Origin of the sequence: Aureibacter tunicatorum, assembly GCF_036492635.1 — a bacterium.
Classification (GTDB): Bacteria; Bacteroidota; Bacteroidia; order Cytophagales; family Cyclobacteriaceae; genus Aureibacter; species Aureibacter tunicatorum.
This window is the reverse complement of record NZ_AP025305.1, coordinates 739,592-764,918: the sequence shown is the minus strand read 5'-3', so window position 1 is coordinate 764,918 and position 25,327 is coordinate 739,592. Positions and strand designations below refer to the sequence as shown.

Genomic DNA, 25,327 nt, shown 5'->3' with positions numbered 1-25,327 from the left:
TAATATCTTAATTATTGTTTTTATCTTTTTTTTCGCCCATGATAGGGTATCTCTCAAATGGAGCCGTTCTATCAAATAAATACCTGTAAGTTCCGTGAGTTTTAACAACCGTACCGTCAACCAGCTCGCATACTCTCAACATCTTTGGATTCCAATCTCCAATCCAATTCATTTCCAAAGTTTCGTAAGAAAGCTCATGTTGAACTATCTTTGCCGCCGCCGCTACCATAGCCGCTTCCACTCCTTTGCCTTGATACTCAGGAATAACCCCAAAAATCAAACCTGTCAACTTTGGGTTTTTGACAAACGTCTTATAATAAAGCAATTTCAATTTCGCCAACAAACCAAACTGTCCGTCAAGGTGCTTGAAAATCTGATTCATCTCCGGCAACATGATAAAAAATGAAATCACTTCGCCTCCCTTAAAGCCAAACCATAGAAGCCTTCTGTCTAATATTGGCTTGATCGATTTCATTATGGCCTTAGCTTGCCCGCTAGAAAGCTCCGAAACACCTTTGATAGGCCCCCAGGCTTTGTTGTAAGCATCCTTGAATAATTCAGTATATTCTCCCATCTTATTCAAATGCACACAATGCTCGAATCTTATGTCCGAGTACTTAGCTACCCTTTCTGCTTTGGCTCGCATTTTTTCCGTTATTTCTAACTGAACAGGCCTTTCAAAAGTAAATTGCTTGAAATATAATTTGAATCCGTAATTTTCAAACAATTTCAGATAATATTCCGGATGGTAATTGCACAAATAGTTTGGTTCTCTATCGAATCCGTCTATCAACAAGCCCCACCACCTATCTCTTTCGCCAAAATTGACAGGCCCATCCATCGCTTCCATGCCTTTTCCAGCAAGCCACTCTTTAGCAGTGTCAAACAAGATGTTAGCAGCATTCTGATCGTCAATACATTCGAAAAATCCCAAACCGCCTGTAGGCTGTTTATTATCCCTATTCGCTGTTTTTTTATTGTAAAATGCAGCGATACGACCAATTGCAGTCCCGCTATCATCTTTCAACAACCACTGAACACTTTCACCGTGTCTGTAAGCTTTATTCTTATTTTTATCAAAGACCTGTTCGATATCCTTATCCAAAGGTCTAATCCAATTAGGGTACCCTTTGTAGATTTTCTTTGCGAGCACAATGAACTCACGCATAAGCTCAGGGCTTTTTACTTCTATGATCTTCATATTCATCCTGATAACAAAACTCAAATGTAACTATTTTTTAGATAAAGAGTAACGTTTTTTCGTCAAATAGGAAATCTTCAAAAAAGAGGTGAATTTATGAAAATTCTAAAATAACACCGCTCTTGACGCTTTTTTTTGCGAATCAACAAAATCACCAGTAACGAGTTAATTAATTGAAAATTTACATGATTGGAGTCATTTTGTTGCGTGATTTTCATATCCGTTCCTTTATGCTTTTTGATTGTAATTTTGCTATTCCAGAAGTTTAAAACTATATCAAAGAGATGAACGCTCCTTTAAAAAGAACAAAAATTATAGCCACCGTAGGGCCTGCGAGTAACACCAAAGAAATGCTATTACAATTTGCCATCGCGGGGGCAAATGTACTAAGATTAAACTTCTCTCATGGAAGCCATGAGGATCATCTAAAGGTGATCAACATCATCAAGGAAATCAACAAAGAGTTCAACTATAATCTTGCTGCCGTACAGGATTTGCAAGGACCTAAAATCCGTATCGGAAACATCGTAAACGGAGAAGTTGAAATCGTTCCTGGAAAAACTCTTTACGTTTCAACGGAAGAAGAGTTGGAAGGTAATGAGAATGAGGTTTCTACAACTTACCAAAACTTCGTGAAAGATGTCAAAGTCGGCGACAAAATCATGATTGACGATGGCAAACTTCAATTGCAAGTAGAAGAAGTTGACGGGAAAAAAGTAAAAACCAAAGTCATCGTTGGTGGTATGCTTAAATCTCGCAAGGGCATCAACCTTCCTGATACACAGATTTCTGAATCATGCCTTACAAAAAAGGATTTGGCTGATCTTGAATTTGGATTGAAGCACAATATCGATTGGGTAGCAATCTCATTCGTAAGATCAAGAGCTGATATCGACCAGCTGAAATCTATTATCAAAGAAAGAGGCAAGAAAACAAGAGTCATTGCCAAGATCGAAAGACCAGAGGCTCTTAAAGAAATTGATGGAATCATCGATGCCGCTGACGCTATCATGGTTGCTCGTGGAGACCTTGGTGTTGAAACAGCTATTTCTGAACTGCCAATAGTTCAAAGATCAATCATGAAAAAGTGCTTCAAAAAAGCCAAGCCGGTAATCATCGCTACGCAAATGCTTGAAAGCATGATCACTAGCCCGATTCCTACAAGAGCTGAAGCCAACGACGTAGCTGTCGCTGTAATGGATGGCGCTGACGCAGTGATGTTGAGTGCAGAATCTGCGGCTGGTAAGTTTCCTTTAGAAGCAGTGAAGTGCATGTCTGAAATCATCCGTTCTATCGAGCTGAATGATGAAGGCATTTATGAAAAAGATTTCAGCTTCCCAGAAGGTTCTGAAAAAGAATTCATAAGCAAAGAAGTGATTCACAGTGCTTGTATCATGGCTAAAGCAACTAATGCAAAAGCGATCATCGGACTGACAGAATCCGGTTTCACTGCTTTCAACTTAGCTAGCCAGCGACCTAAGGCTAAAATTTTCATGTTCTCCAAAGAAAAAGACCTTGTGCCTGCTCTAAACCTTATATGGGGAGTAAGAGCTTTTTATCTGCCAAAATACGAATCCATTATGAAGTCATTCGCAAATGTCGAAAAAGTGCTTCTTAAAGAAGGATGTTTAGAAAAAGGCGATAGAGTTATAACTGTAGGCACAGTAAACGCTGAAGACAAACTAAAAACCAACTTAGTGAAAGTCGGCCATATCAGCGAATAATAATCTCTCAATGAATAAAAAAATGGGAACCTAAAAATTCCCATTTTTTTATATTCAATTTTTTAAGGCTATTCGCTTAATTCTTCTCCAGTGAAATTTTCATAATCAATCATTGGGTTGACGTAGTTAGGGAAAATCGTAAAATATTTTTCTTTCACCTTTAGGTAAATTTCTTTTCTCAATTCCTCAAAATTCGTCTTATCCTTAGCTGCGATGAAAACTGTTGTGTAATCTTTCTTGCCATGATAAGTTGACTTCAATCGATCTATCAAGGCTTTTTCTTTTTCTTCAGCGGTCATAAACTCAGGATTGTCTGAATCCTCTCTGGCTTCTTCATCCTTAAGCTGTTGCTCGTAAAGGTCGATCTTATTAAAAACCAATATCGTTGGTTTGTCAACTACTTTCAACTCGGCTAATGTCGTATTTACAACATCTATATGATCCTCAAAAGCCTCATGCGATATATCCACTACGTGTATCAACACATCCGCCTCTCTTACCTCATCCAAAGTCGACTTAAAACACTCTATCAAAGAGTGAGGCAACTTTCTGATAAAACCAACGGTATCAGTCAACAAAAAAGGAATGCTATTGAACACCACTTTTCTAACTGTTGAATCCACAGTGGCGAACAATTTGTTCTCAGCAAATACATTGGATTTAGTGATCGCTCGCATAATAGTAGATTTCCCGACATTGGTATAACCTACCAACGCGCACCTTACTTGTCTTGAGCGATTTTTCCTCTGCGTCATGCTTTGCTTGTCAATCTTGGCAAGTCTTTCTTTCAAAATTGTGATCTGATTTCTAATCGCACGCTTATCCGTCTCAATCTCTTTCTCTCCTGCTCCACCACGAGTGCTTGTTCCTCCTCGCTGTCTTTCAAGGTGAGTCCACATTCTGGTCAATCTTGGCAACAAGTATTGCAATCTTGCCAATTCAACCTGAACTTTTGCCTGAGCAGTTTGAGCACGTATCAAGAATATATCCAAGATCAATAAACTCCTATCGTAGATTTTTCTTTTAAGGATTTTCTCCAAATTCCTCAATTGAGATGGAGTCAAATCGTCATCGAATATTACATAATCAACCTCGAAATTCTTGGCATAAGCATCTACTTCCTCCAATTTCCCTTTACCTATAAAGGTCTTTTTATCTGGCTTATCAAGCTTTTGTGTAAATGTCTTTATGGTTTCAATTCCCTTGGTTTCAGCCAAAAAAGCCAGCTCATCCAAATACTCTATCGTCCTGTGGTTAGCTTGATCTGGCTTAGCCACCGCCACTAATACAGCCGTCTCTTTCTTCAGGCCTGTATCATATGTTTTTGCCATTCAGTATTTTTTCTATAAGTGAAAAATTTCGAGCATACGACCATGTCAGCGGAACTGGATATTACCAATGCAGTTCAAAATTACCATTATTACCTTCAGAGTATGCTCTCATATTGCAAGCGCATGAAGTTGATTTCATCTCGAAACCATGCACCAACATATTTTTTATATGATGCAAATTTGCTAAAAATTGTTTTCCCAAACCACTATTGCATAAGATTTTAGTTATAATCAACTTTTTCTAACCTTCATTTTTAGGATCTGTGAATCGCTTTATCTCGCCTGCTATATTATCAAGCCCCTCGGTAATGCTTCCAAGCTGAGACAAGACATGGCCCATATGGTATTTATCCCCGCCAGACTCAATGAACTCAGCGTATTTCGTCTTGATTATTCCCCATTTCTCCCTTTCTTCAGGAGTCATCACCCCCATGATCTCTTTCACTTTCAACAAACTTGATTCCGCATGCTCTGACAAAACCATCGACTCTCTTTTGTAATAAGATGAAATCATTTGATCGACTTCAGAGACATTCATTACAGGGTTTATCCTTTCCACAATATTTTGCATATCACGATAAGAGCCTTGAAGCTTGAAGGGCGGTTCCTCTAATATGTCAAAATCACCTTTAGATGAGCGTATATAAGCTTCATTCACTTTCATCAACACATTTCTCACCCGAACAAACTTGCCCAACATCTCTTTCATCTCCTCGACTTCCACTGGATCAAATTTCTCAACTAATCCAAATCCATCGATTTTCCCTTCCGCCCACAATATCATTTTACCAAAGTCATCACCCAACTTAGACGCATATGATTTTGTATGTTTATTCGCCACTAAGCTATTCTCCAAATAACTAAGCTCGAACTCTTTAGAGCTTTGAGCTGTGATATCTCCCAAATTATAAATGTCAGCTCTATTAAGAAGCATTTCCGGCACTTTAAATCGTTTACCATTTTCCGTAAATGGATTTCCAGCCATCACCACACAGAATTTGCTATTCTTAAAACTATATGTCTTTGGCTTTCCTTTGAACTTGCCTTCTATTTTCCTTTGCGCATCACATAGACTTATAAACTTCTGCAAGAACTCGCTACTGCAATGTTGTATATCATCAATATACATCATCACATTATCCCCCATCTCAAATGCTGTATTCAACTTCAATAATTCCTCTTTCGCTCCTGCGTTATGCGCTGTTTCCGGGTCCAATGACGTTATATCCCTTCCTAATGAAGGACCGTCTATTTTAACAAATGCCAGACCCAATCTGCTTGCCAAATATTCCATCAAGCTCGTTTTGCCATATCCCGGTGGCGAAATCAAGAGCAATAAGCCCATTCTGTCGGTTCTCTTCTCATCGCCATGCTCTCCGATTTGCTTGGCCAGATTAGCCCCAATCAAAGGCAAGTACACATCATTGATCAACTTATTTCGGACAAATGTGCTCAACACATCTGTAGACAACGACTCTATATTAAAAAACTGATTGAACTCTTCCATCAACTCATTCTTTCTCTCATGAAATTGCTCAAACTGTTCCCTACCCGCGATAAAATACCTAGACATTTTCCTGAAAAAATCTTGAAAATCCAATTGATAAGTTCCTTCATCCACCAACGGGTGAACGCTGTTAAAATCTTCCAGCATTTCGGATAATGGAACACTCAAAATATTTTCCTTATGCGAGGAACGGGTCAAAAGCAATACGGAAGCTTCCTCCACAAAAGGCAATAACTCCTTGGCATTTACCTCTGCATGAGCCCCTAGCCAAGCCCTTAGAATCCTGTATTGAAACGGTCTATTGGTGATGTGTTGAAAAGATGCCCTGAATTGCTCCTCCAAACTTCCTTCTTTAAGACTTTCCAAAAAACCTTCCAGCAACTCTGAAGCTCTCTCATCCACCACGAACGATGGATCCATTTTAACTAGTTCGGAATACAAATATTGAGTAGCGTCTTCTATATCTTCTTGATCGAACAACTCCGTCTGCAAATAACAAGAAGAAACTTCATGGGTTAATTCGGATTTAACCTGATCAAAATGATCATTGCCCGGAAAGTTCTTAACAACATATGAAAGGCCGTTTATTTGCCTCTCTAGTGTTTGTCTTCTGTTTTTATCCAACCAAACATCCCAAGCATACCTCGCTCCCGCACGCACAGAGGAAGAAAACCTCAATAATTCTGCTTTGGAACAAAAACCTATCAAACTATTCAAAATTCTTAAAGCATCAACATCATGTACTCCTTTAACATAACCTTCTTGATACCTCTGAATCATAAAATCATTGATCGACTTCAATTGATCGTCCTCTGACAAAGCACTCCACTCTTCCGCTCCTAACACCGCATCATCAACAGAAAACGAATGAGATCTTAGTTGCTCAAATACAATATATGCCAGATATTCAGCTCTCAGAATATCATCACTTTCAGAAATAAATCTCTGCCCCCAGAATTTTTTATGTTCCGAGATCGTCTCATCTTCTATTTTTTCATAAAAATTAGTTCCTGAAATATGAAAAAATAATTCATCTCCCTTGGGAACCAACGACAGTTTAAAAGATTTTGGATTGACTGAAAAAGCATAATTCCCCAAATTGATAACACCGTCCTTCACATAGAGCTCTTCGCCATCTCTGATCATTCTCAAGCGATCTTCCTTGATTCGTTGAAATCTTGTCATCAGGCTTTCTCCCTTGACATAATCATCTCCTTCAAACAAATCATTCACCAAGCCCTCAAACTTATAGATCATTGGGTCAGATGTGAAAAAAGCGTCGACTTCCTCTACCGAACTTAAAGAATCAACTCGTCCCGAGATCACGCCCAAAACTCTTTCAGCAGTTTCAAACTTCTTGAGCAACTTTGAAGCTTCATTTTCTTGCAAAGAGTTTCTTTTCATTTCAAAAGCGGATCTTAACTGCTCCCGCTTTTCCGACAACTTATCCAAAAAGCTATCTTCATGCGCAAAGCGAGCTTCCAGTTCATCCAACTTGATCAACAGCTTATTCAAATTCACTTCGCACTTCTCCGGAGTGTCGGAAAGGTTAAGCCTATGAGCGACTGATTGCTCAACGAGCTGAAACTCCGCTGAAAAGACTTCCTTGCCTTCTTTTGAAGACAGCTTGTCTTTTTTTATATCAATATCCGTCTTAAGCTTGGAAACCTTGGTATATATCGTTGACAACTTCTGCAATACCGAAGCGATAAAGGACTTGTCTTCAACAGCCAAATCACCTACCAATTCCGTCAAAAGCTCCACTTCATCGGAAAGGTCAATAATCTTTTCTTCCAATTTCGGTATATCAAAAGCCTTTTCGCTTTGGCCAATCTCACCTTCCAACTCCGCCAACATTCCTTCATATTTATCCAAAAACGAGTCTCCCTCCAAAACTTCGGAGACTCCTTGAGTTAATTCATCAACCTTAAGCTTCAATGCCTCGCTTATTCTCTCCAAGGCATCCATATTCTCAATGAGATCTTTATGCTCTTTAATTCGCAAGGCTTCGCTTTGCAAAGATTTAAATCTTGCCAAGTAACCTACAAACTCTTGAATATCTTTTGGCGCTTCAGCTTCCAATTCCGCGCTTAAGTCATTCACTTTATTTTCAAGCTCCCCAATTACCTCCACCAAATTCAACTTAAGGTCAACTACTTTGTCAAACTCATCAATAGCCGATTTGGAGGCATTCTTGATCATTTCAAGCGTGTCTTTCAACTTGAAAGCTCTCTCATCCTCTATCCAATGGAATTTATTAATTACTGCCGATGTGAGGTTCATCAACAACTTATAATCATCCTTACTGTCATATGGCTTATGAAGCTCCTTGACAAGACCTTTGCATTCGGTAATCACATTGATTACTTCCTTATTGCCTATTTTATATAAAAAGGAATCCTTGTTCACTTGCGTTTGAAAGTCAGCGCCAACATACGGAGAACTCCACAGTTGCAAAGCATATTTCATTTTCAAGCTATCATCCTCCTTTTTGTACAGGCATAACTTTCCATCCTCAAAAAGCGAAAAAGCATGACATAATATCGAAGCTTTAACTTCTTGATCTACCTTATTGTAATGATACAAGATGTATACATGTTCTTCATCATTATAAAATACGTATAAATAATCCTGACCGCTCTTTGATAAAATGTGCTTGACATAACTTAAATTCTTGCACGGATAATCGTAGGATTCATGATCTCCTGATTGCAAATAAAACCCCTTAGGAAAAATCACCCCTTGGTCGTTAGGCAAGATCAAACACGCTTCTTGCAATGACTCAACAGCATCAACAGTCTTGAAGCGGTTGTGGTAGATCAAATACTTGTAAGACTCATATCCTGATTTGAACTTGATGAGCACCAAATTGCCAAGTTTCGCATGGAGCAAAGCCTCAGGCTTGTTTCCTACTAATTGGGTTACTTCCTCATCAGTCATTTCCAGCAATGGCGCATCTCCAGCATTTAACTTTTCCTTTGATATAAGTTTCCAATTTAATTCCTGTTGCTCGGGCAAATTCAACTCGTGCTTAACATTCACCCCTAGATATTTCATTTCTCCGTTCTCGTACAGCCATTTGAAAACTTTGAAATAATTTCTAGCTCCCGGCGATTTGAAAGCGAAATAGACGTAATGATCCTTTCTTACAAAACGATAAAAACGAACTTGAGCATTATTCGTCAAAGTTTCAAACAACTCTCTTTTGAATTCTGACTGGTCTATAATATTCAAGTCAATCAATTCAAGCTTTCCACCTTCCTTATACTCATACAGAGAAAAAATATCTTCTAATTTGGAATTCTCTTGCCTTAATTCATTGAACCTTCCCGCCATCACCAAATTTCCTAAAATAGTAAAATCAACCAAGCGGCTTTTTTCTGGCAATTCAAGTCCCACCGACTCCAGCAAGCTCATATCAAAACTGCCAAAAGCTTCCTTTCTCGATGCATCAAGTTGTTGAAGCTTATTCTCAAGACTTTCTGTTTGTTGTTGAAGCCTTTGCTTCAGAACTTCATATGTTGAAAAATCCAAGGATCTCGATGTATTTCGGGTACTGCTCATATGTTAAAATGCCTGATGATTTATTCAAGTTCAATATTCGATAATCATATTAAAGAACAATTTTCCTACCAAGCCCTATCAAATGACTCCAAAACACCTTGAAGGCATTTTGCTCGATTGTTACCTTTCAATCAAAAAAAATAAATACAAGCTATTTGCTTATGAGAAAAGCATATTAAACCTCGTATCTATTTCTAAAAAAATATAAAATATAATCGTTCAACTCATCAATATCAAAAGGTTTTGGAGACCAATTTTCTTCTGGCTTCAAGCCTAAAATGCTTCTATCCTCATCTGTCAAAGACTCTTTTTTAGCACGTTTAAGCAATTCCCCATATGCTTTTGGTCCTCCGCAATCTTCAGGAGGGCAACTTCCAGTGCCTTTTGTGCAAACTGGATAATCAGGCTCCATATCATTTATATGCAACAATTCCACTTTGTGCAGCCAATTGTCTTTCAAGTCGTAATTGTAAACATATTTCTTCCCTATTTTATCCAACTCATCCAAAAGGTAGATATGTCTGGCATCGCGATAGTTCTCGGCCCAATCCTCATCTATGATGACGCCAATCTTTATTAAATCCTCTCTTCCCTCTTCATTGAATGTGTACAAATGCGCGTTTTTCCAACCCATAGCTCCCTGAATCACAAGATGAAGTTCTTCAAAATTAAAATCTGAGGGTACTGTCACCCATCTCTCCACTTTCGGAGACATGTCATTAAGGGTTATTTTAAGTTCTACAGCCATTGGAATTATATCAAAAGATTCAAGATTGTACCTTACGAACTAAATTATCGCAAAAAAGATGCGTTTTCTCTGAATAAATTTAATTTTTTAATCATTCTCATGTTTATGCAAATTTACTTTCAAGATTGAGTAGCATATTTCATCCAATTTAATCGCCAAACTAAACTTTTTAAGCGCTTGTTTTTTAAATTTGAGGAAACAGTTTAAGATATTTCTATATGCACCCTCACAGAAGACCCAGACGTAATAGAAAATCCCCTGCCCTTAGAGACATGGTGGAGGAAACAAGGCTTTCAGTCAAAGACATGATATTTCCAATGTTCTTGATAGAAGGACAAAACAAATCCGAAGAAGTCAAATCCATGCCGGGCATTTACAGATATTCCCAGGATTTGCTTCTCAAAGAAATCGAAGTTTGCATGAAGCTTGGCATCAGGACCTTCTGTATATTTCCTTCGATATCTGAAGACAAGAAGGACAGCATGGCCACTGAAAGCTGGAACCCGAATAGCTTGTACAATACAACTTTAGCGAAAATAAAAACGTTGTTTCCTGAATCTTGCGTCATGACTGACGTAGCCATGGATCCTTACAGCTCTGACGGCCATGATGGCATCGTAAGAGATGGAAGAATCATCAATGACGATACACTTGAAGTACTTGGAAAAATGGCTTTAGCACAAGCTAGAACAGGCATTGACATCATTGGGCCTTCGGACATGATGGATGGTCGTGTTGGCTATATTCGCCAAATTCTAGACGAGGAAGGGTACTCTGATGTCTCTATCATGGCTTATACTGCTAAGTATGCCAGCGCGTTTTATGGTCCATTCAGAGATGCTTTGGATTCCGCCCCAAAATTCGGCGATAAAAAGACTTACCAAATGGATCCTGCCAATAAAAGAGAAGCCTTGATCGAGGCGGACTTGGACTATTCTGAAGGCGCGGACTTTATGATGGTGAAGCCCGCACTTGCCTACCTTGACGTGATCAGCTTGTTAAAAGACAACTACGAACTGCCTATCACAGCTTACAATGTAAGCGGTGAATACGCTATGATCAAAGCCGCCGCAGAAAAAGGATGGTTAGACGGAGAAAAAGCCATGCTGGAAACCTTGCTTAGCATCAAACGATCAGGAGCCAATGCCATACTGACATATTTCGCGAAAGAATTCGCATTACTTCAAAAATAATATAATAAATAAAGCCCGATCATTCGGGCTTTACAAAATTCTTTAATACCTAAATTTATTCTTTAAGAAAAAATACTCTCATCTCTTTCCAGCATCAAAATCGACGACTGGGGAACGATAAAATACTTTTCTTCATCATAAACGACCTCATAGGCTCCAGCTAGCAAAAATATCGCTAAGTCTCCTTCTTTAGCCTGCAAAGGAATATACTGTACCTTATCTTCCTGCCCTCTCCAAGACTCTTCCAAATCCATAGCCACTGGAACTGGATAACCCGGACCGACTTTAATTACGTATCCGCTTTGAACTTTTTCCTTTTCCTTAACACTTGGCGGTAAATACAATCCGCTAGCTGTTTTATTACTTTGCTTTACAGGCTTAATCAAAACACGATCGCCCACTATCATTAATTTGTCAAGCTTATTCTCAGGCAATTTAATAGACTCCATTTTACGAATTAGTTAATCTCGACAAATGTATGAAGCATTAAAAACAGAATCAAGTATTCAGCGACTACCAGTTTTTAAAAGGTTCGATAGCTAAGTTAGCATTCAAATACTTAGGCTGAGAAGTAACTTCCTCGCCAACCCACTCAGGAAGATCAAAAGCTTCTTTTTCTGCTTCAAGCTCCAGTTCAGCGATAATTAAACCTCTATTGTCGCCTTCAAAAATATCAACTTCCCATGTTTTTCCATGATACTCCACAAGGTATCTCTTTTTCTGAACTATGCTATGTTCGCACAAATCCATAATTTGCTTGGCATCGGCAAGAGGTATCTCATATTCAAACTCAGCTCTGGCAATTTCAGTATGCTTGCTTTTGATTGTTAAAAAACCCTTATCTTTCTTTATCCTCACTCTGACAGTTCTATAAGGATCACTATTCAGATAACCTTGAGCGATAAAACTATAAGGCAAACCCTTGATTATTGTAGGGTCATTTACTAAAAATTTTCTTTCTATTTCTTTTCCCATAATGAAAAATGCATAATAAGTGACTGCAACTCAAAATTAAAAAAAAATCATTAAGGAAATGTTTCGGCAGGAATATTTTTGTTGTCCCACTAGGGCTCGAACCTAGACTCTTCTGAACCAAAATCAGACGTGTTGCCAGTTACACCATGGGACAATCGGAATTGTCGCTTTCGCTTTTTCAATGTTGTCCCACTAGGGCTCGAACCTAGACTCTTCTGAACCAAAATCAGACGTGTTGCCAGTTACACCATGGGACAATCGGAATTATCGCTTTCGCTTTTTCAATGTTGTCCCACTAGGGCTCGAACCTAGACTCTTCTGAACCAAAATCAGACGTGTTGCCAGTTACACCATGGGACAATAGAAATTGTCGCTTTCGCTTTTGAATGTTGTCCCACTAGGGCTCGAACCTAGACTCTTCTGAACCAAAATCAGACGTGTTGCCAGTTACACCATGGGACAATCGAAATTGTCGCTTTCGCTATTTTTAATGTTGTCCCACTAGGGCTCGAACCTAGACTCTTCTGAACCAAAATCAGACGTGTTGCCAGTTACACCATGGGACAATCGGAATTGTCGCTTTCGCTATTTTTAATGTTGTCCCACTAGGGCTCGAACCTAGACTCTTCTGAACCAAAATCAGACGTGTTGCCAGTTACACCATGGGACATTCAACGGTTTTCCGTTTAGCGGATGCAAATATGTGTGGTTTTTGCGGAATTATCAAATTAAAAACAGAAAAAAAAGCTATCTCAAGCAATTTTAAAACCATTTTTCAATCAACTACCTAAAATGACGAGAATCCTTAAATAAAAATTATACTAAAAACTGAAGAGCTTTAATCTACAATTTTAAAAATCAAAATATTTATTTGCTTTATCATATGAAAAATCATGCGTGAACAAGGCGGAAAAGTCATTGCCTTTCTTCAAATGATCTGCCAATTTTATTAATTTATTGCAAGTCCATCTAGCGGGTCCAGAGCCTAAACTCAATCTACTCACTCCCATTGCATTAAGCTTAACAACATCATTAAATACCGGATTTGCTATCAAATTCAATGGAAGAGGAGAGTTAAGAGCTAATATTTTACTTTGTTCTTCATTCAACACTCCAGGCACAAATAAACAATCTGCTCCAGCGTCAGCATAAGCGTTGATTCTTTCCAAAGCTAAATCCATTCTTTCAGATTCCTTTCCTACTCCAAGCCAAAAAACACAGGTTCTCGCATTGATGACAAAAGGCATGTTCAATTCTTTCTTCAACTCTTTTATCGCCTGAATTTTCTCTAATTGCAAGGTTAAATTTTCTAAGAATGGTTTTTCTTCAGGATATCCATCTTCAATATTAATCCCCACAGCTCCTGCTTCAATAATCCTTCTAACTGAAATTTTAGCAACTTCCGGTGAATCGCCATAGCCTCTTTCCGCATCCACAGACAAAGGAATATTTATTCTTTTCACAATTTGCTCTACCACCAAGCACAAATCATTCAAGGTAATCTTTTCACCATCCGGATATCCAAGAGAATAGGCTATACCGGCGCTAGTGGTGCCCAAAGCCTGAAACCCTTGCTTTTCAAACACCACGGCCGAGCCTGCATTCCAAACGTTTGGCAAAACAAAAAGCTCGTGTTTTTGATGCAAATCCTGAAACTCTTCCGCCAATATCTTCTGTTCTATTTTTTTCATAATTAATTTTTTTCCATTGAAGAACGTAATCTTACTCTAGCCAAACAGAGACAAAGTTTCCTCCACTTTATAATCACAGATCTCAGCAAGTGGACATTTTTCACACTTCGGAATACTCAAACAATAATTCTTAGCATGTTCAACCAACAGCCCATGATATTCACCATATAATCTCGAATCTCTTGATACGCATTCCTCAATCATAATTCTAAACTCATCATAATCTTTAGGCACCTCAAAGCCAACTCTTTGAAATATCCTTCTCGTATAAGCGTCAATTACAAAGAAAGGCCTACTAAAGGCATAAACCATAATTGAATCAGCCGTTTCCTTTCCAACTCCCTTCAAAGACAATAGCTCAGTTCTGAACTCATTATCACTCAACCCTTTCAAGCACTCTATACTTTCGCCTTTGCTCATCCACCATTCGGCCATCGTTTTCAAATAAAGCGCTTTTTGATTTTGGTATCCGCTTGACTTTATTTTCAAAGCCAGTTCTTCTTGTGAAAATGATAAAATCTTGCTCGGAATTAAATAATCACTTAATTCAGACAATGATTTCTCGACATTTTTCCAAGTAGTATTTTGAGTGAGAATCGCACCAACCATGATTTCGAAAACACTATCTGACGGCCACCACACTTTTCCATGTCTGGCATTTCCAGCTTCAAGCCTTCGAAAAATAACTGTGACTTTTTCCAAATTCAGCAAATGGCGCTTCATCGTCAAGCCAAAAACATACCCCGTCAATTTATTTCCTGTTCCCACCACTCGATGGCAAGGAATAATGACAGGCAAGGGATTTTTATTATTAGCCATTCCAACAGCTCTAGCGCCTTTAGGATTTCCTACTTCTACAGCAATTTGCTTGTATGTCCTTGCTTCTCCATATGGAATTTCTCTCAAAGCATTCCAAACGGATTTTTGAAAATCTGTTCCTTGTGGATTCAACTTTAAATCAAAATCAATTCTGCTTCCTATAAAATACTCCGCAAGTTGAATCTTAGCTTGCTCAAACAAGTCAAAGCCACAAACTTCCTGCAAGCCCTTAAGACTATACTCAACCTCTTCTCCAATCATTAATCTTGACAAACCTTGCTCATCTCCAATCAATGTCACTCTATACCCGCTTATCTCAAAGACCTCGTAATACATCATCTTGCTTTTTGAACATTATACTTTCATGCCTCAATAGCCAATTTTTTCTAGCCAATCCGCCTCCATAGCCCACATGCTCGCCTTGATCGCTTAACAAACGGTGACACGGTGTTAAAATCGCCAGAGCATTTTCACCATTCGACTTTCTAACTGACTTTTCACTTATTCCTAATTGCTTTGCTATTGATGAATAAGTTTTAGTTTGTCCAGCGGGAATTTCACGCAGAGCTTTCCAAACACGTTTATCCATCTCATTGCCCAGCTCAGCTAAAGGCAAATCAAAACGACATCTTTTTCCTTCAAAATAATCTAAAAGCTCAATTTTAGCCTTGTCTATCATATCGTTTTTTCCCTTGAGTATAACCGCATTCAATTTGCTTTGAATCTTAAATAACTGCTTTTCCAACATTCTCCTATCAGCAAACTCTAAAAGGCATACAGCCCCATCAACAACACCGATGATCATATGTCCCAAAGGGGTTGAAATCCTATCCATATTGATTACTTTATGAGAAGAAATTTCCTTTGGAGACTTGCCTGTCAAAGTCTTGCATAAATACCCAAACCCACTCAAAGATTCATATCCTATTCCAAAAGCAGATTGATCCACTTTCTCGCCTTGATGCAATTCTTGGAAAGCCGTATTAAGCCTAATCATTCTTTGATATGATTGGAAAGTCATGCCATGATGTTTTTTAAACCATCGTCTTAACATTTCAGGTTGAATTCCTGACGAACTTAAATCCGTATCCTTCACCTTGCTCGGCCATCTTTCAAACACCAAGTTCATAGCCTTTTCCACTTCAATCGGAGTATCGTTCAGATAATTTGTCGGACGGCACAACTTGCAAGGCCGATACCCTTCATCCAGCAAATCTTTTGTATCTGTAAAAAATACTACATTTTTGAACTTTGGCGTTCTAGCTCTGCAAGAGGGTAAACAAAAAATCCCAGTTGTTCTCACTCCAAAGAAGAATGAACCAATATAGCTACTGTCTCTATTCAAAACAGCTCCATAATACACAATTCTCAACTTCTCATCCGTTATCTCCATCGATCATTCACTTTTGATTATTAAGCAGTTGAAAAACAAATTTACATCCTTTATTTCTCCTCAACAACCGAAAAATCGACACTTAATTTTTGTTTAACAATTGAAATGAAAAAATAAACAACACTACAACATTTGTATTTACAGAAATTATTTTATATTTGCTCAAGACCAGTACACAAGATTACAATTAACCCAACCATGAACACAATAAAGTCATATTTACAAACCAAAAAAGTATTTTTACTTTTCATGTGTTTGTTTGCAATCAATGCAATTGCTCAAGAAAAAGGAGTCATAAAAGGTAAGGTTGTCAACAAACTCAATAATGAGCCTATTCCTTTTGCCAATGTTGCCATACTAGGCACTAGCTTAGGTTCTATAACTGATGAAAAAGGTCTATTCATCATCGACAACTTAAAGCCTGACTTGTATAATGTGCAAGCCAGTTCTATAGGCTTTCTTCCACAAACTCGTTATGAAATAAGAGTAACAAATGCGAGAGCAACTGTTGTGAATTTCGAGCTTGGCGAGTCCGAACTAAAACTGGACGAGGTGGAGGTAACCGCTTCTCCATTTGACAAAACCGAAGAAAGCCCGCTAAGCTTAAGATCCATTGGCTCTGACGAAGTAAGAAGAATGCCAGGAGGAAACAGAGATATTTCCAAGGTTATTCAATCCCTGCCTGGAGTATCCACAACAGTATCCTTTCGTAATGACATCATCATTCGAGGCGGAGCTCCCAGCGAAAACAAATACTACCTTGACGGCATTGAGATCCCTGTAATCAATCACTTTCAAACTCAAGGAGCTTCCGGAGGTCCTGTGGGAATGATCAATGTCGACTTCATTGACAAAGTCGACTTTTATTCGGGTGCTTTTCCTGCAAATCGAGGCAATACATTAAGCTCTGTATTCGAATTCATACAAACTGACGGTAATGAAGATCATTTTGCCTTAAATGCTGTGGTGGGAGCTACTGATGTAGGCTTGACTGTTCAAGGTCCTATCTCGGACAAGACAACCTATTTGTTTTCTGCCAGAAGATCTTATTTGCAATTCCTTTTCAAAGCTCTTGACTTGCCGTTTTTGCCAACTTACAATGACGCTCAATTCAAGCTAAAGCATAAATTCGATGACAAGAACCAATTGACAATCTTGGGAATTGGCGCAATAGACAACTTTGAACTCAATACAGATGCCAATGAAACCAGAGAACAACGCTACACTTTGAACAACCTGCCTGTAAACGAACAATGGAATTACACTGTGGGCGCTAAATATCAACATTTTAGAAAAGACGGCTTTTACACTTTCGTGCTTAGCAGAAGCCAGCTTTGCAATATGGCCTACAAATACAAAGACAATGACAGCAGTAGCGAAGACAACAAGCTTCTTGACTACGACTCCTACGAAATCGGAACTAAATTCAGAGCTGAAGATTATCGTAAAATCGGCAATTATCAATTAAGCTATGGCATAAACTATGAATATGCCCAATTCTACACCAATAATATGAGCATGACACCCACTTCAGGGGGGCCTGTCACATCAATCTATGAATCCGATTTGGATTTGAATTTATATGGAGGTTACTTCCAAATCAGCAATAGCTACCTTGACAATAAATTAACGCTTTCGCTGGGAGCTAGACTGGATGGAAATGACTATTCATCCTATATGAGCAATCCCTTGGATCAATTCTCGCCAAGAGTTTCAGCTTCTTATCAGCTCAATCCAAGATGGGCTGTAAATTTCAACACAGGCATATATTATCAATTGCCTCCATTCACGACAATGGGATTCAGAAACAATCAGCAGGAACTTGTCAATGTCGACAATGGTCTTCAATACATTCGCTCCAAGCAAATCGTCGGAGGTTTTGAATACCTTGCTAATGAATATGGAAGATTCACTGTTGAAGGGTTCTTCAAGCATTATGACCAGTACCCATTCCTATTGAGAGATTCTCTCAACTTGGCAAATCTGGGCGGAGATTTCGGCGTAATAGGAAATGACGAAGCCAACTCATCAGGCAAAGGAAGATCTTACGGAGTCGAATTCATGTACCAACAAAGACTATGGAAAGGGTTTTATGGAATAGCTACATACACTTGGGTTAGAAGCGAATTCACAGACAAAAATGGAGCATTCGTCCCTTCATCTTGGGACAGCAGGCATTTGATCAGTTTGTCAGGCGGGAAAAAATTCAAACGAAACTGGGAGTTGGGAATGCGCTGGAGATTCAATGCAGGAAATCCTTACACACCTTATGATGTAGAAGCAACAGTCAATAAAGCCAACTGGGACATCAGTGGACGAAGCGTGCCTGATTATGACCAACTGAATACTCAGCGACTTGACGCATCCCATTCCCTTGACGTCAGAATAGACAAAAAATACTACTTTGATAAATGGAGTCTTAATATTTATTTCGATATTCAAAACTTCTATGGCTATGAAACGCAGCTTCAACCTGTCATAGATGTGCAAAGAGACGCCGCTGGAGTTCCTATTACAGATCCTAACAATCCTAGTGCTTATCTGTATGACTTTTTGGATACTTCCTCCGGCACCACGATCCCATCCGTTGGGATTATAATCGAATTATAAATGGCAAAAAAAGACAAATACAGCTTCTTTGAAGACGTTTACGAAGTCGTAAAATTGATACCCGAGGGCAGAGTAAGCAGTTATGGGCTTATCGCTGAGTATCTTGGCGCTAAAGGAAGCGCAAGGATGGTCGGCTGGGCAATGAACAATGCCCACACTTTGGAAGAAGTGCCTGCTCATAGAGTTGTAAATCGTATCGGCTTGCTCACAGGCAAAGCCCACTTCACTCCTCCAAGTCGCATGCAAGAATTGCTGGAAAGCGAAGGCATCGAAATCGAAAACGACAAAATTTTGAATTTCAAAAACGTAGTTTGGAATCCAAACGAAGAACTGGAACTATAAAAAGCCTCCGTTCATTCAAAAAAACATGAACGGAGCCTTCACTATTAATTCTAAAATATTTGACGAATTTTCTTATCGCTTTACCACTATCTCTCACCTTTCAAGTCATTTCTCGCATATCATCATTATATATAATCCCTATTTCAAGGGATGCGTATTCCTTTCTATTATTTAATATTGCAATTCAACCTTTAGCGTATTAATTTATTCTTGACTCAGTGAAACAAACGCTCTGCCCATGAATTACCTTTTAGAATATCCGAAAACCTCTATTTTTATAAGCTTAGTGCTATTTAACTACATCGCGAAAAAAATCATGAAGAAAAGGCGCGGTCCTATCGATACGCTAATTTTCTTGCTAGTTGGAGCATTGACTTCCTGCGATTCATTGGGAGAAAAAGTCAAAAAAGGAAACGACAATTATTATTATTCTCTGAATGGCAAAAAAATTCTCTACTGCCCCATGGGCAATTGGTTTGAATTAGGCCAAAGAGATATGCCTGAAGGCTTGGACTTGGCTAGTTTCAAGCCATTGGATGATTACTACTGGGCTAAAGATAAAAATGGTTATTACTATGCGGATAAATCGCTTGACTATTTGGGAATTGATTCAAACACTTTCCAAATACTTGATATCGCTTTTGCAAAAGACGCCAATCAGGTATTTGTCATGAACAGAGAGGACTGGACTTATGGCCCCAAACCTATTTTATCTGTTAAAGGCGCTGATCCAAACACATTCGTAGACGAACCATCCAAATCGTTATGGTCTAAAGACGCTTTCAATTACTTTTACAAATACCATAGAGCCAAAGTAGAGTATGAATCATTTGTTGAGCTAGACGACTCATTTGCCAAAGATGATCAATTCCTGTACATTTTGCCAAGCCATATTATCGATTCATTAGGCAATATATCATTCGAGACCATTGAATTACAAAACTCCAATATTGAAAAATTCAACAACGAATATATTATCGGCAGCAACTTTCTTTATCACTATTCCTACAACTATAGAGGGGAAACTGTCAACAAAGTAATCAAGATCCCTTACAATAGTCGAGAAAACATTACCGATTTAGGCCACGCTTTTATAAAAGTCGATGACAAAATTTACTATGATGCAAGAGAGCTTACAGAAGCAGACGCTGGCAGTTTTGAAATTTTGGAATCTACTTTCAAGCGAGACAAAGATGCCCTTTACGTTCATTCAAGCAGATTTGCAAATGTGGATTTCGAGAGCCTCAAAAAAATAGACGGCGAGTTCGGACCTTACTATGAAGATGCCAGCTATATTTATCATGCAAATGGAAATCGCGATTCTATTCAATCCACAAAACCTTAGTTTCGAGACTAAAAATTGAGCAATTCATATTTTTCATAAAACTACGCGTAAATGATTTTTATCAATTATATTTAAAATTCAATTATATTTAAAATTCAATTTTATTTATAAAACAATCATTTTACAAAACGCAAGCAAAATTATGAGAAGAAAACAAATACTCTTCACATTGCTCATCGTCATTTTCATGCCTAAATGGGGAACCTGTCAATCAAATGACGAAAAGTTAGGCGCATGGTATATGTACTTTTTCAACACAACCTTCAAAGAAGGCCCATGGGGAGTCCAGGGAGATATCCAATACCGTAACTGGAATCTCGGAGGAGATCTCGAGCAACTATTGATAAGAAGCGGCATCACTTACAAACCTCAAAATGCCAAAATCAAATTCACTTTAGGCTACGCTCATATCACTAGTGGAGCGTATGGCGAAAGCAATGACACAAGGCAAGAAAGCAGAATCTATCAAGAGGCTTTAGTGCCTAACAAGATTGGAAACCGATTCTACCTAACCCATAGATTCCGCTTTGAGCAAAGGTTTGTAGAAGACCAAGATTTCAGAACAAGGCTTCGATATAATATTTTCCTGAATGTGCCTCTTAATAATTCCGAAATTGTTGACAATACATTTTATTTGAGCTTTTACAATGAAATATTCATCAATGGCCAAAAAGATATAGGAGAAGGGACTAGCGTAGAATTATTTGATCGCGACAGACTTTATGGAGCAGTTGGCTATGCCATCAAGAAAAACGCAAGAGTGCAACTAGGCCTTATGCGTCAATTCTCCAACGCAATGAATAAAAATCAATTGCAAGTAAGTCTTCATCATCGTTTTTAACACAACTTTGAAAAATAAAAATCATAGAGTCATTCATAGAACTCTATGATTTTCCCACATTAACTAGATTCGCTAATGGCATAAAGGGTTAAATATCCCAAATTCTACTTACGCTTATACTATTACATCATCGCACTAACGAGAATGAGATTGAACGTCCATTGACACGTTTAAAAACGTCCATATTTAAAATGGTTTTAGTACAAATGAATTCTCAAAAAAAACTTATAATTTTACGATTAAGTTTTCCTATAAAAAAATCATAATTTATATGAGTTCAGTACTTGGTGCATTTCCATTGCTTGGTATCATTTTAAGCCTATTATTAATCCTTGCGATCACTTGCAATGCGGGCAGCCTGCTGAATAACAACAAGGCTAAAGGAACACTCATAGCCATATTGATTATCAATGCACATTATTTTCTAGACAGTTTTTTTGTGCAAAATGATACCATTCAGGATTTTGTAGGTTTATCCTATATCTTTTTCGATCTAATTGGCCCACTTTTTCTTATTTACACATACTTTTTATTCAAAATTGATATTAAAGTCAATCACTGGTTTTATTTCATTGTGATTTACACTATTTCCAAAGTAGCGACTGTATTGATTGACGACCCTGAAATTTTGCATACAAATTTATCAATTTACTCTCCTGAAGAATTGCTTATGTATGTAGAAAAGCATTCCATATTCATATTAATTTATATCATTTCATCAGCGATCAATATATTCTGTCTTGGCTTCACGCTTTTCAAACTTAAACAAAAAGCAAAGCAAGATCCTCCGGCAGGCATGATTCAGCTCCATTATCAATGGATTAAAGGCACTATTAGCCTTTTGCTGATTTTATCCACAATATTGTTTATTGGCTTTTCCATCATTGATATTACTCCCCAAAATATATTACTGTCATATCGCATCGAGTCTTTATCTGTATCACTGACAATCATGGCCTTGGTATATTATTCATTTCGCTTTCCTATATTCGCTCCACAGCCATACTTCAGGACAGAATCTCTAACAGAAAAATCAGAGGATGAAAAAAACAACAGTTCCTCAAAAAGCAAATATGAAAACTCTAACCTTACTGAAGACAAATCTCAAGAATTATGGCTTCAACTCAATGAGCTTGTGAAAACCAAGCAAATTTATCAAAACCCTGAATGCAGAATAAAAGACTTGGCAGACGCACTTGACACAACTGTGCATCGAGTGTCTCAATCTATAAATGAGCAATCAGGTGTCAGCTTCTCTGACTTTATAAATCAATACAGAATTGATGCGGCTAAAGAGTTATTGCTTTCCGATGATTCGAAAAAATACACCATACTTGCCTTGGCGTTCGAAGTAGGCTTTAACAGCAAGACTACATTTTACAATGCCTTTAAAAAACATACAAATCAAACTCCATCCGAGTTCAAAAAAATGAATCAAGCCTCCAAATAAACCATCCCCTTAAATATTCCTCTGATTTTCCATCCAACTACTAACAAAACTATAAAACACTACAAATCAATAACTTGCAAATAAAACAACCTACCATATTATAAAACGGGACATAAAAAAACGGGATACTTTATCCCCATTTATAATCTTGTTCGATAAAATTACCACTGTTCAATTCTTTTGTGTCATTATTAATCACAAATACAATAACACACATGAGAAAAGAACAGAGTCGGTTCTGGATACTTTTATTATTTGTATTCTTAAATTGCATTGATAAAAGCACAGCTCAAACCATATCTTTAGAGCAGTACCTTAATCTAGTATCAAAGCAAAACTTATCCCTCAAACAAAGTAAGCTCCAAATCGATCTTGCGGAAGAAGATCGTAAAATGTCTCGGTCGCCATTATTACCCCAAATACATGCTGACGCCAACTATCAACGAGACTTCAATGACACCTACATGTACATTGACGAAGAAGGGGACATGTTCGGAAGCAAATTCAAATCGAATTTCAACAATCAAATAAATGCCAATGCAGTAGCTGAACAAGTCCTTTTCGCTCCAATAGAAATGGCAAACTATAAAATAAGCTTACTATCTAAAAAGCTTGCCGAGCTTAATCATGAATTGAGCGAATCCGAACTTCTACATCATGCGACTAAGCTTTACTGGCAAGCGCTTTATTCAAAAGAAGCGGTGAAAGTGCTGACAAAGAATCAACAAATTGCCCACGAGCAATGGAAGCATAATCAAAAGCTATACGATAAAGGATTCATAAGCAGGATTCAAAACCTCCAATCGGAAATCCACTACAAGCAATCCTTGCCTTTGCTCTCTTCCGCTAAAAATGGTTATGAATCCCTGCTCAATGAAATGAAAATGCTAGCTCAATTGCCTTTGGATCGTCATCTTGAGCCGGAGGGAAATCTTGAATCTCTATTTACAAAAAACCTTAGCGCACAAAACCCATCATTAGACTTGAGCAATAATCAGGAATTGCAAGTTCTCGACCAACAAGTATCCATAATCAAGCAACAGACCAGGGCAAATGAGTTACATTGGATGCCTCGCTTGAAAACCACTTTTGGTTACAACTTCAATACCATGAGCAATCAATTTCAAATAGAGAACACCAATAATCTACTCTTTGCTCAACTTGCTATCCAAATACCGATTTTCACCGGAGGATTCAATACCTCAAAGCTACAAAAGTCTAAAATAGAGCTTAATCGTACGGAATTGGAAATGTTTGAAAAACAAAGCCAACTAGAAACTAGATTGCGAAACGCTAAACTAACTCTTGAGACGTCATTGCAAAAAATTGAAGAAGAAAAAGAGATTATCAAGCTAAGCAATGAAGAAGTTTTGATCGCTGAAAAAAGCCTAGAGCAAGGAACATTGACAGCTATCGAATTTAAAGAGATCAGGCTTAGTTTAACCCAAGCAAGATTAAGATTGCTCAATTCATATTTGGACTACAATACCACCATACTTGATATTGAGCGCATACTCAACCAATAACATTTTAAAACTGCTTTTACTTTAAGAACATTTAGCTATGACTTATCATTCACAAATAATTAAAATCATATTACTGACCATCGGAATTTATTTGGCTTCCTGTGGCTCAAAAGACGAAAAGGAATTAACGACTTCCAAGCCTCAAGAAACCGTGCAAGTTCGTACCCAAAAAATTGAGCCCGCAACCTATATCCTTGAAAAGGAATATTATGGCACAGCTCATTACGTCCAAGCAACAACTTATACGTCAGAAGTACAAGGAAGAGTAACAAATCTAAATGTCAAAACGGGACAAAAGATACGAAAAGGCCAGCAAATCATGTCCTTTCCTCCAATTCTTCACCAATTTGAAATAGACCAAGCTCAACTTGCTTACGATCAATTAAAAGACACTTACGAAAAACAAAAAACACTATTTGAGGCAGGCTCTGTATCCAAGCATTCGCTTTCTCAGCTTAAAAACAAAATGGATATTCAATACAAGGCCTTGCAAAACTCAAAACAACTTAATGTTCTCAAAGCTCCATTTGCAGGAACGATCACAGAGATTTTTGTCAAGCAAAACGAAGAAGTAGCTGTGGGAACACCATTATTTTCCATCTCAAACACCAGAGCTCTTGAAATCGAATTTTTCATCCCTAGCCAAGATTTAAACATGATCAATCTTGGGAACAAAGTAAGCCTCATTGATGAAAAAACAACTCTGAATGGCAGAATCACTCACAAAAGCCTCCGAATGGATTCTGATGCGAAAGCTTATCGTGTCAAAGCGACTTTCAATGAAAATACTCCGCAACACTTGGAAGGCAGAACACTCAAGGCTTCCATTGAAAAAACAACTCTACAAAACGCTATTATAATTCCTTGGAAGTCGGTAAAACAAGAATCTGGCAAATTCTACGCCTATACTATTCATAACAATCGAGCAAGCAAAAAGCAAATTCACCCCATCGCCATCAAAGGCTTGGACTTTATAGTCAAAAGCGGTTTGGAAGCTGGCGAATACATTGTTATCGATGGCAAAGAAAAATTGAATGAAGGTGCTAACATTGAAATGACTAAATAAA

18 protein-coding genes and 6 tRNA genes are annotated in these 25,327 nt (G+C 38.0%); 9 read left to right on the top strand and 15 right to left on the bottom strand.

Annotated elements, in window-relative coordinates; all coding sequences use genetic code 11:
• Positions 1-7: 7 nt before the first annotated feature.
• Positions 8-1,201, bottom strand: coding sequence for a hypothetical protein (locus AABK36_RS03320; RefSeq protein WP_309937602.1), 1,194 nt, complete (start codon positions 1,199-1,201; stop codon positions 8-10).
• Between the two features lie 284 nt (positions 1,202-1,485).
• Between AABK36_RS03320 and pyk the strand changes: the two genes are divergently transcribed.
• Positions 1,486-2,925, top strand: a complete 1,440-nt coding sequence (gene pyk / locus AABK36_RS03315) for a pyruvate kinase (protein WP_309937601.1) — start codon at positions 1,486-1,488, stop codon at positions 2,923-2,925.
• Positions 2,926-2,993: 68 nt separating this feature from the next.
• On the opposite strand, the gene hflX is transcribed toward pyk, so the two are convergent.
• From hflX to AABK36_RS03300, 3 genes are all read right to left on the bottom strand, one after another.
• Positions 2,994-4,256 (bottom strand): GTPase HflX, encoded by a 1,263-nt coding sequence (hflX, locus tag AABK36_RS03310; RefSeq protein WP_309937600.1) that lies wholly within the window; start codon positions 4,254-4,256, stop codon positions 2,994-2,996.
• A gap of 241 nt (positions 4,257-4,497) precedes the next feature.
• On the bottom strand, positions 4,498-9,327 hold the full coding sequence (locus AABK36_RS03305) for a DNA repair ATPase (RefSeq protein ID WP_309937599.1): 4,830 nt from the start codon (positions 9,325-9,327) through the stop codon (positions 4,498-4,500).
• Between the two features lie 175 nt (positions 9,328-9,502).
• The gene (locus tag AABK36_RS03300; RefSeq protein WP_309937598.1) at positions 9,503-10,075 is read right to left on the bottom strand and encodes a plasmid pRiA4b ORF-3 family protein; all 573 of its coding nucleotides are present in this window, start codon (positions 10,073-10,075) and stop codon (positions 9,503-9,505) included.
• Positions 10,076-10,293: 218 nt separating this feature from the next.
• On the opposite strand from AABK36_RS03300, the gene hemB reads away from it, so the two are divergent.
• Positions 10,294-11,268: a porphobilinogen synthase gene (gene hemB, locus AABK36_RS03295; RefSeq protein ID WP_309937597.1), complete on the top strand. Its 975-nt coding sequence runs from the start codon at positions 10,294-10,296 to the stop codon at positions 11,266-11,268.
• 62 nt (positions 11,269-11,330) lie between these two features.
• Here the strand turns inward: hemB and AABK36_RS03290 are convergent, their stop codons facing one another.
• From AABK36_RS03290 to AABK36_RS03240, 11 genes are all read right to left on the bottom strand, one after another.
• Entirely contained in the window at positions 11,331-11,717 is a 387-nt protein-coding gene (locus tag AABK36_RS03290) for a co-chaperone GroES (RefSeq protein WP_374709115.1), read from the bottom strand.
• A 64-nt stretch (positions 11,718-11,781) separates the two neighbouring features.
• Positions 11,782-12,243: a CYTH domain-containing protein gene (locus tag AABK36_RS03285; RefSeq protein WP_309937596.1), complete on the bottom strand. Its 462-nt coding sequence runs from the start codon at positions 12,241-12,243 to the stop codon at positions 11,782-11,784.
• Positions 12,244-12,324: 81 nt separating this feature from the next.
• Positions 12,325-12,397, bottom strand: a tRNA-Gln gene (locus AABK36_RS03280).
• A 30-nt stretch (positions 12,398-12,427) separates the two neighbouring features.
• Positions 12,428-12,500: transfer RNA gene (locus AABK36_RS03275), tRNA-Gln, on the bottom strand.
• 30 nt (positions 12,501-12,530) lie between these two features.
• Positions 12,531-12,603: transfer RNA gene (locus tag AABK36_RS03270), tRNA-Gln, on the bottom strand.
• A gap of 29 nt (positions 12,604-12,632) precedes the next feature.
• Positions 12,633-12,705 (bottom strand) — tRNA-Gln (locus AABK36_RS03265).
• A gap of 31 nt (positions 12,706-12,736) precedes the next feature.
• Positions 12,737-12,809: transfer RNA gene (locus AABK36_RS03260), tRNA-Gln, on the bottom strand.
• Between the two features lie 31 nt (positions 12,810-12,840).
• Positions 12,841-12,913: transfer RNA gene (locus tag AABK36_RS03255), tRNA-Gln, on the bottom strand.
• Positions 12,914-13,094: 181 nt separating this feature from the next.
• The gene (locus tag AABK36_RS03250; RefSeq protein WP_309937595.1) at positions 13,095-13,934 is read right to left on the bottom strand and encodes an isocitrate lyase/PEP mutase family protein; all 840 of its coding nucleotides are present in this window, start codon (positions 13,932-13,934) and stop codon (positions 13,095-13,097) included.
• A gap of 36 nt (positions 13,935-13,970) precedes the next feature.
• Positions 13,971-15,092 carry a methylated-DNA--[protein]-cysteine S-methyltransferase gene (locus AABK36_RS03245; protein ID WP_309937594.1) on the bottom strand — a complete coding sequence of 374 codons (1,122 nt, stop codon included), beginning with the start codon at positions 15,090-15,092 and terminating at the stop codon, positions 13,971-13,973.
• Positions 15,070-16,146: a bifunctional transcriptional activator/DNA repair enzyme AdaA gene (locus AABK36_RS03240; protein WP_309937593.1), complete on the bottom strand. Its 1,077-nt coding sequence runs from the start codon at positions 16,144-16,146 to the stop codon at positions 15,070-15,072. The genes AABK36_RS03245 and AABK36_RS03240 overlap by 23 nt, the downstream gene beginning before the upstream one ends.
• A 198-nt stretch (positions 16,147-16,344) precedes the next feature.
• Between AABK36_RS03240 and AABK36_RS03235 the strand changes: the two genes are divergently transcribed.
• From AABK36_RS03235 to AABK36_RS03205, 7 genes are all read left to right on the top strand, one after another.
• Positions 16,345-18,756 (top strand): TonB-dependent receptor, encoded by a 2,412-nt coding sequence (locus tag AABK36_RS03235; RefSeq protein ID WP_309937591.1) that lies wholly within the window; start codon positions 16,345-16,347, stop codon positions 18,754-18,756.
• Positions 18,757-19,098 carry an MGMT family protein gene (locus AABK36_RS03230; RefSeq protein WP_309937590.1) on the top strand — a complete coding sequence of 114 codons (342 nt, stop codon included), beginning with the start codon at positions 18,757-18,759 and terminating at the stop codon, positions 19,096-19,098.
• A 316-nt stretch (positions 19,099-19,414) separates the two neighbouring features.
• A complete protein-coding gene (locus AABK36_RS03225; RefSeq protein ID WP_309937589.1) occupies positions 19,415-20,443 on the top strand; it encodes a DKNYY domain-containing protein in 1,029 nt (342 codons plus the stop codon).
• A 142-nt stretch (positions 20,444-20,585) separates the two neighbouring features.
• Positions 20,586-21,284: a DUF2490 domain-containing protein gene (locus tag AABK36_RS03220; protein WP_309937588.1), complete on the top strand. Its 699-nt coding sequence runs from the start codon at positions 20,586-20,588 to the stop codon at positions 21,282-21,284.
• A 271-nt stretch (positions 21,285-21,555) separates the two neighbouring features.
• Entirely contained in the window at positions 21,556-22,734 is a 1,179-nt protein-coding gene (locus AABK36_RS03215) for a helix-turn-helix domain-containing protein (RefSeq protein ID WP_309937587.1), read from the top strand.
• A 215-nt stretch (positions 22,735-22,949) separates the two neighbouring features.
• Positions 22,950-24,260 carry a TolC family protein gene (locus tag AABK36_RS03210; protein WP_309937586.1) on the top strand — a complete coding sequence of 437 codons (1,311 nt, stop codon included), beginning with the start codon at positions 22,950-22,952 and terminating at the stop codon, positions 24,258-24,260.
• Positions 24,261-24,297: 37 nt separating this feature from the next.
• A complete protein-coding gene (locus AABK36_RS03205; RefSeq protein ID WP_309937585.1) occupies positions 24,298-25,326 on the top strand; it encodes an efflux RND transporter periplasmic adaptor subunit in 1,029 nt (342 codons plus the stop codon).
• Position 25,327 lies beyond the last annotated feature (1 nt).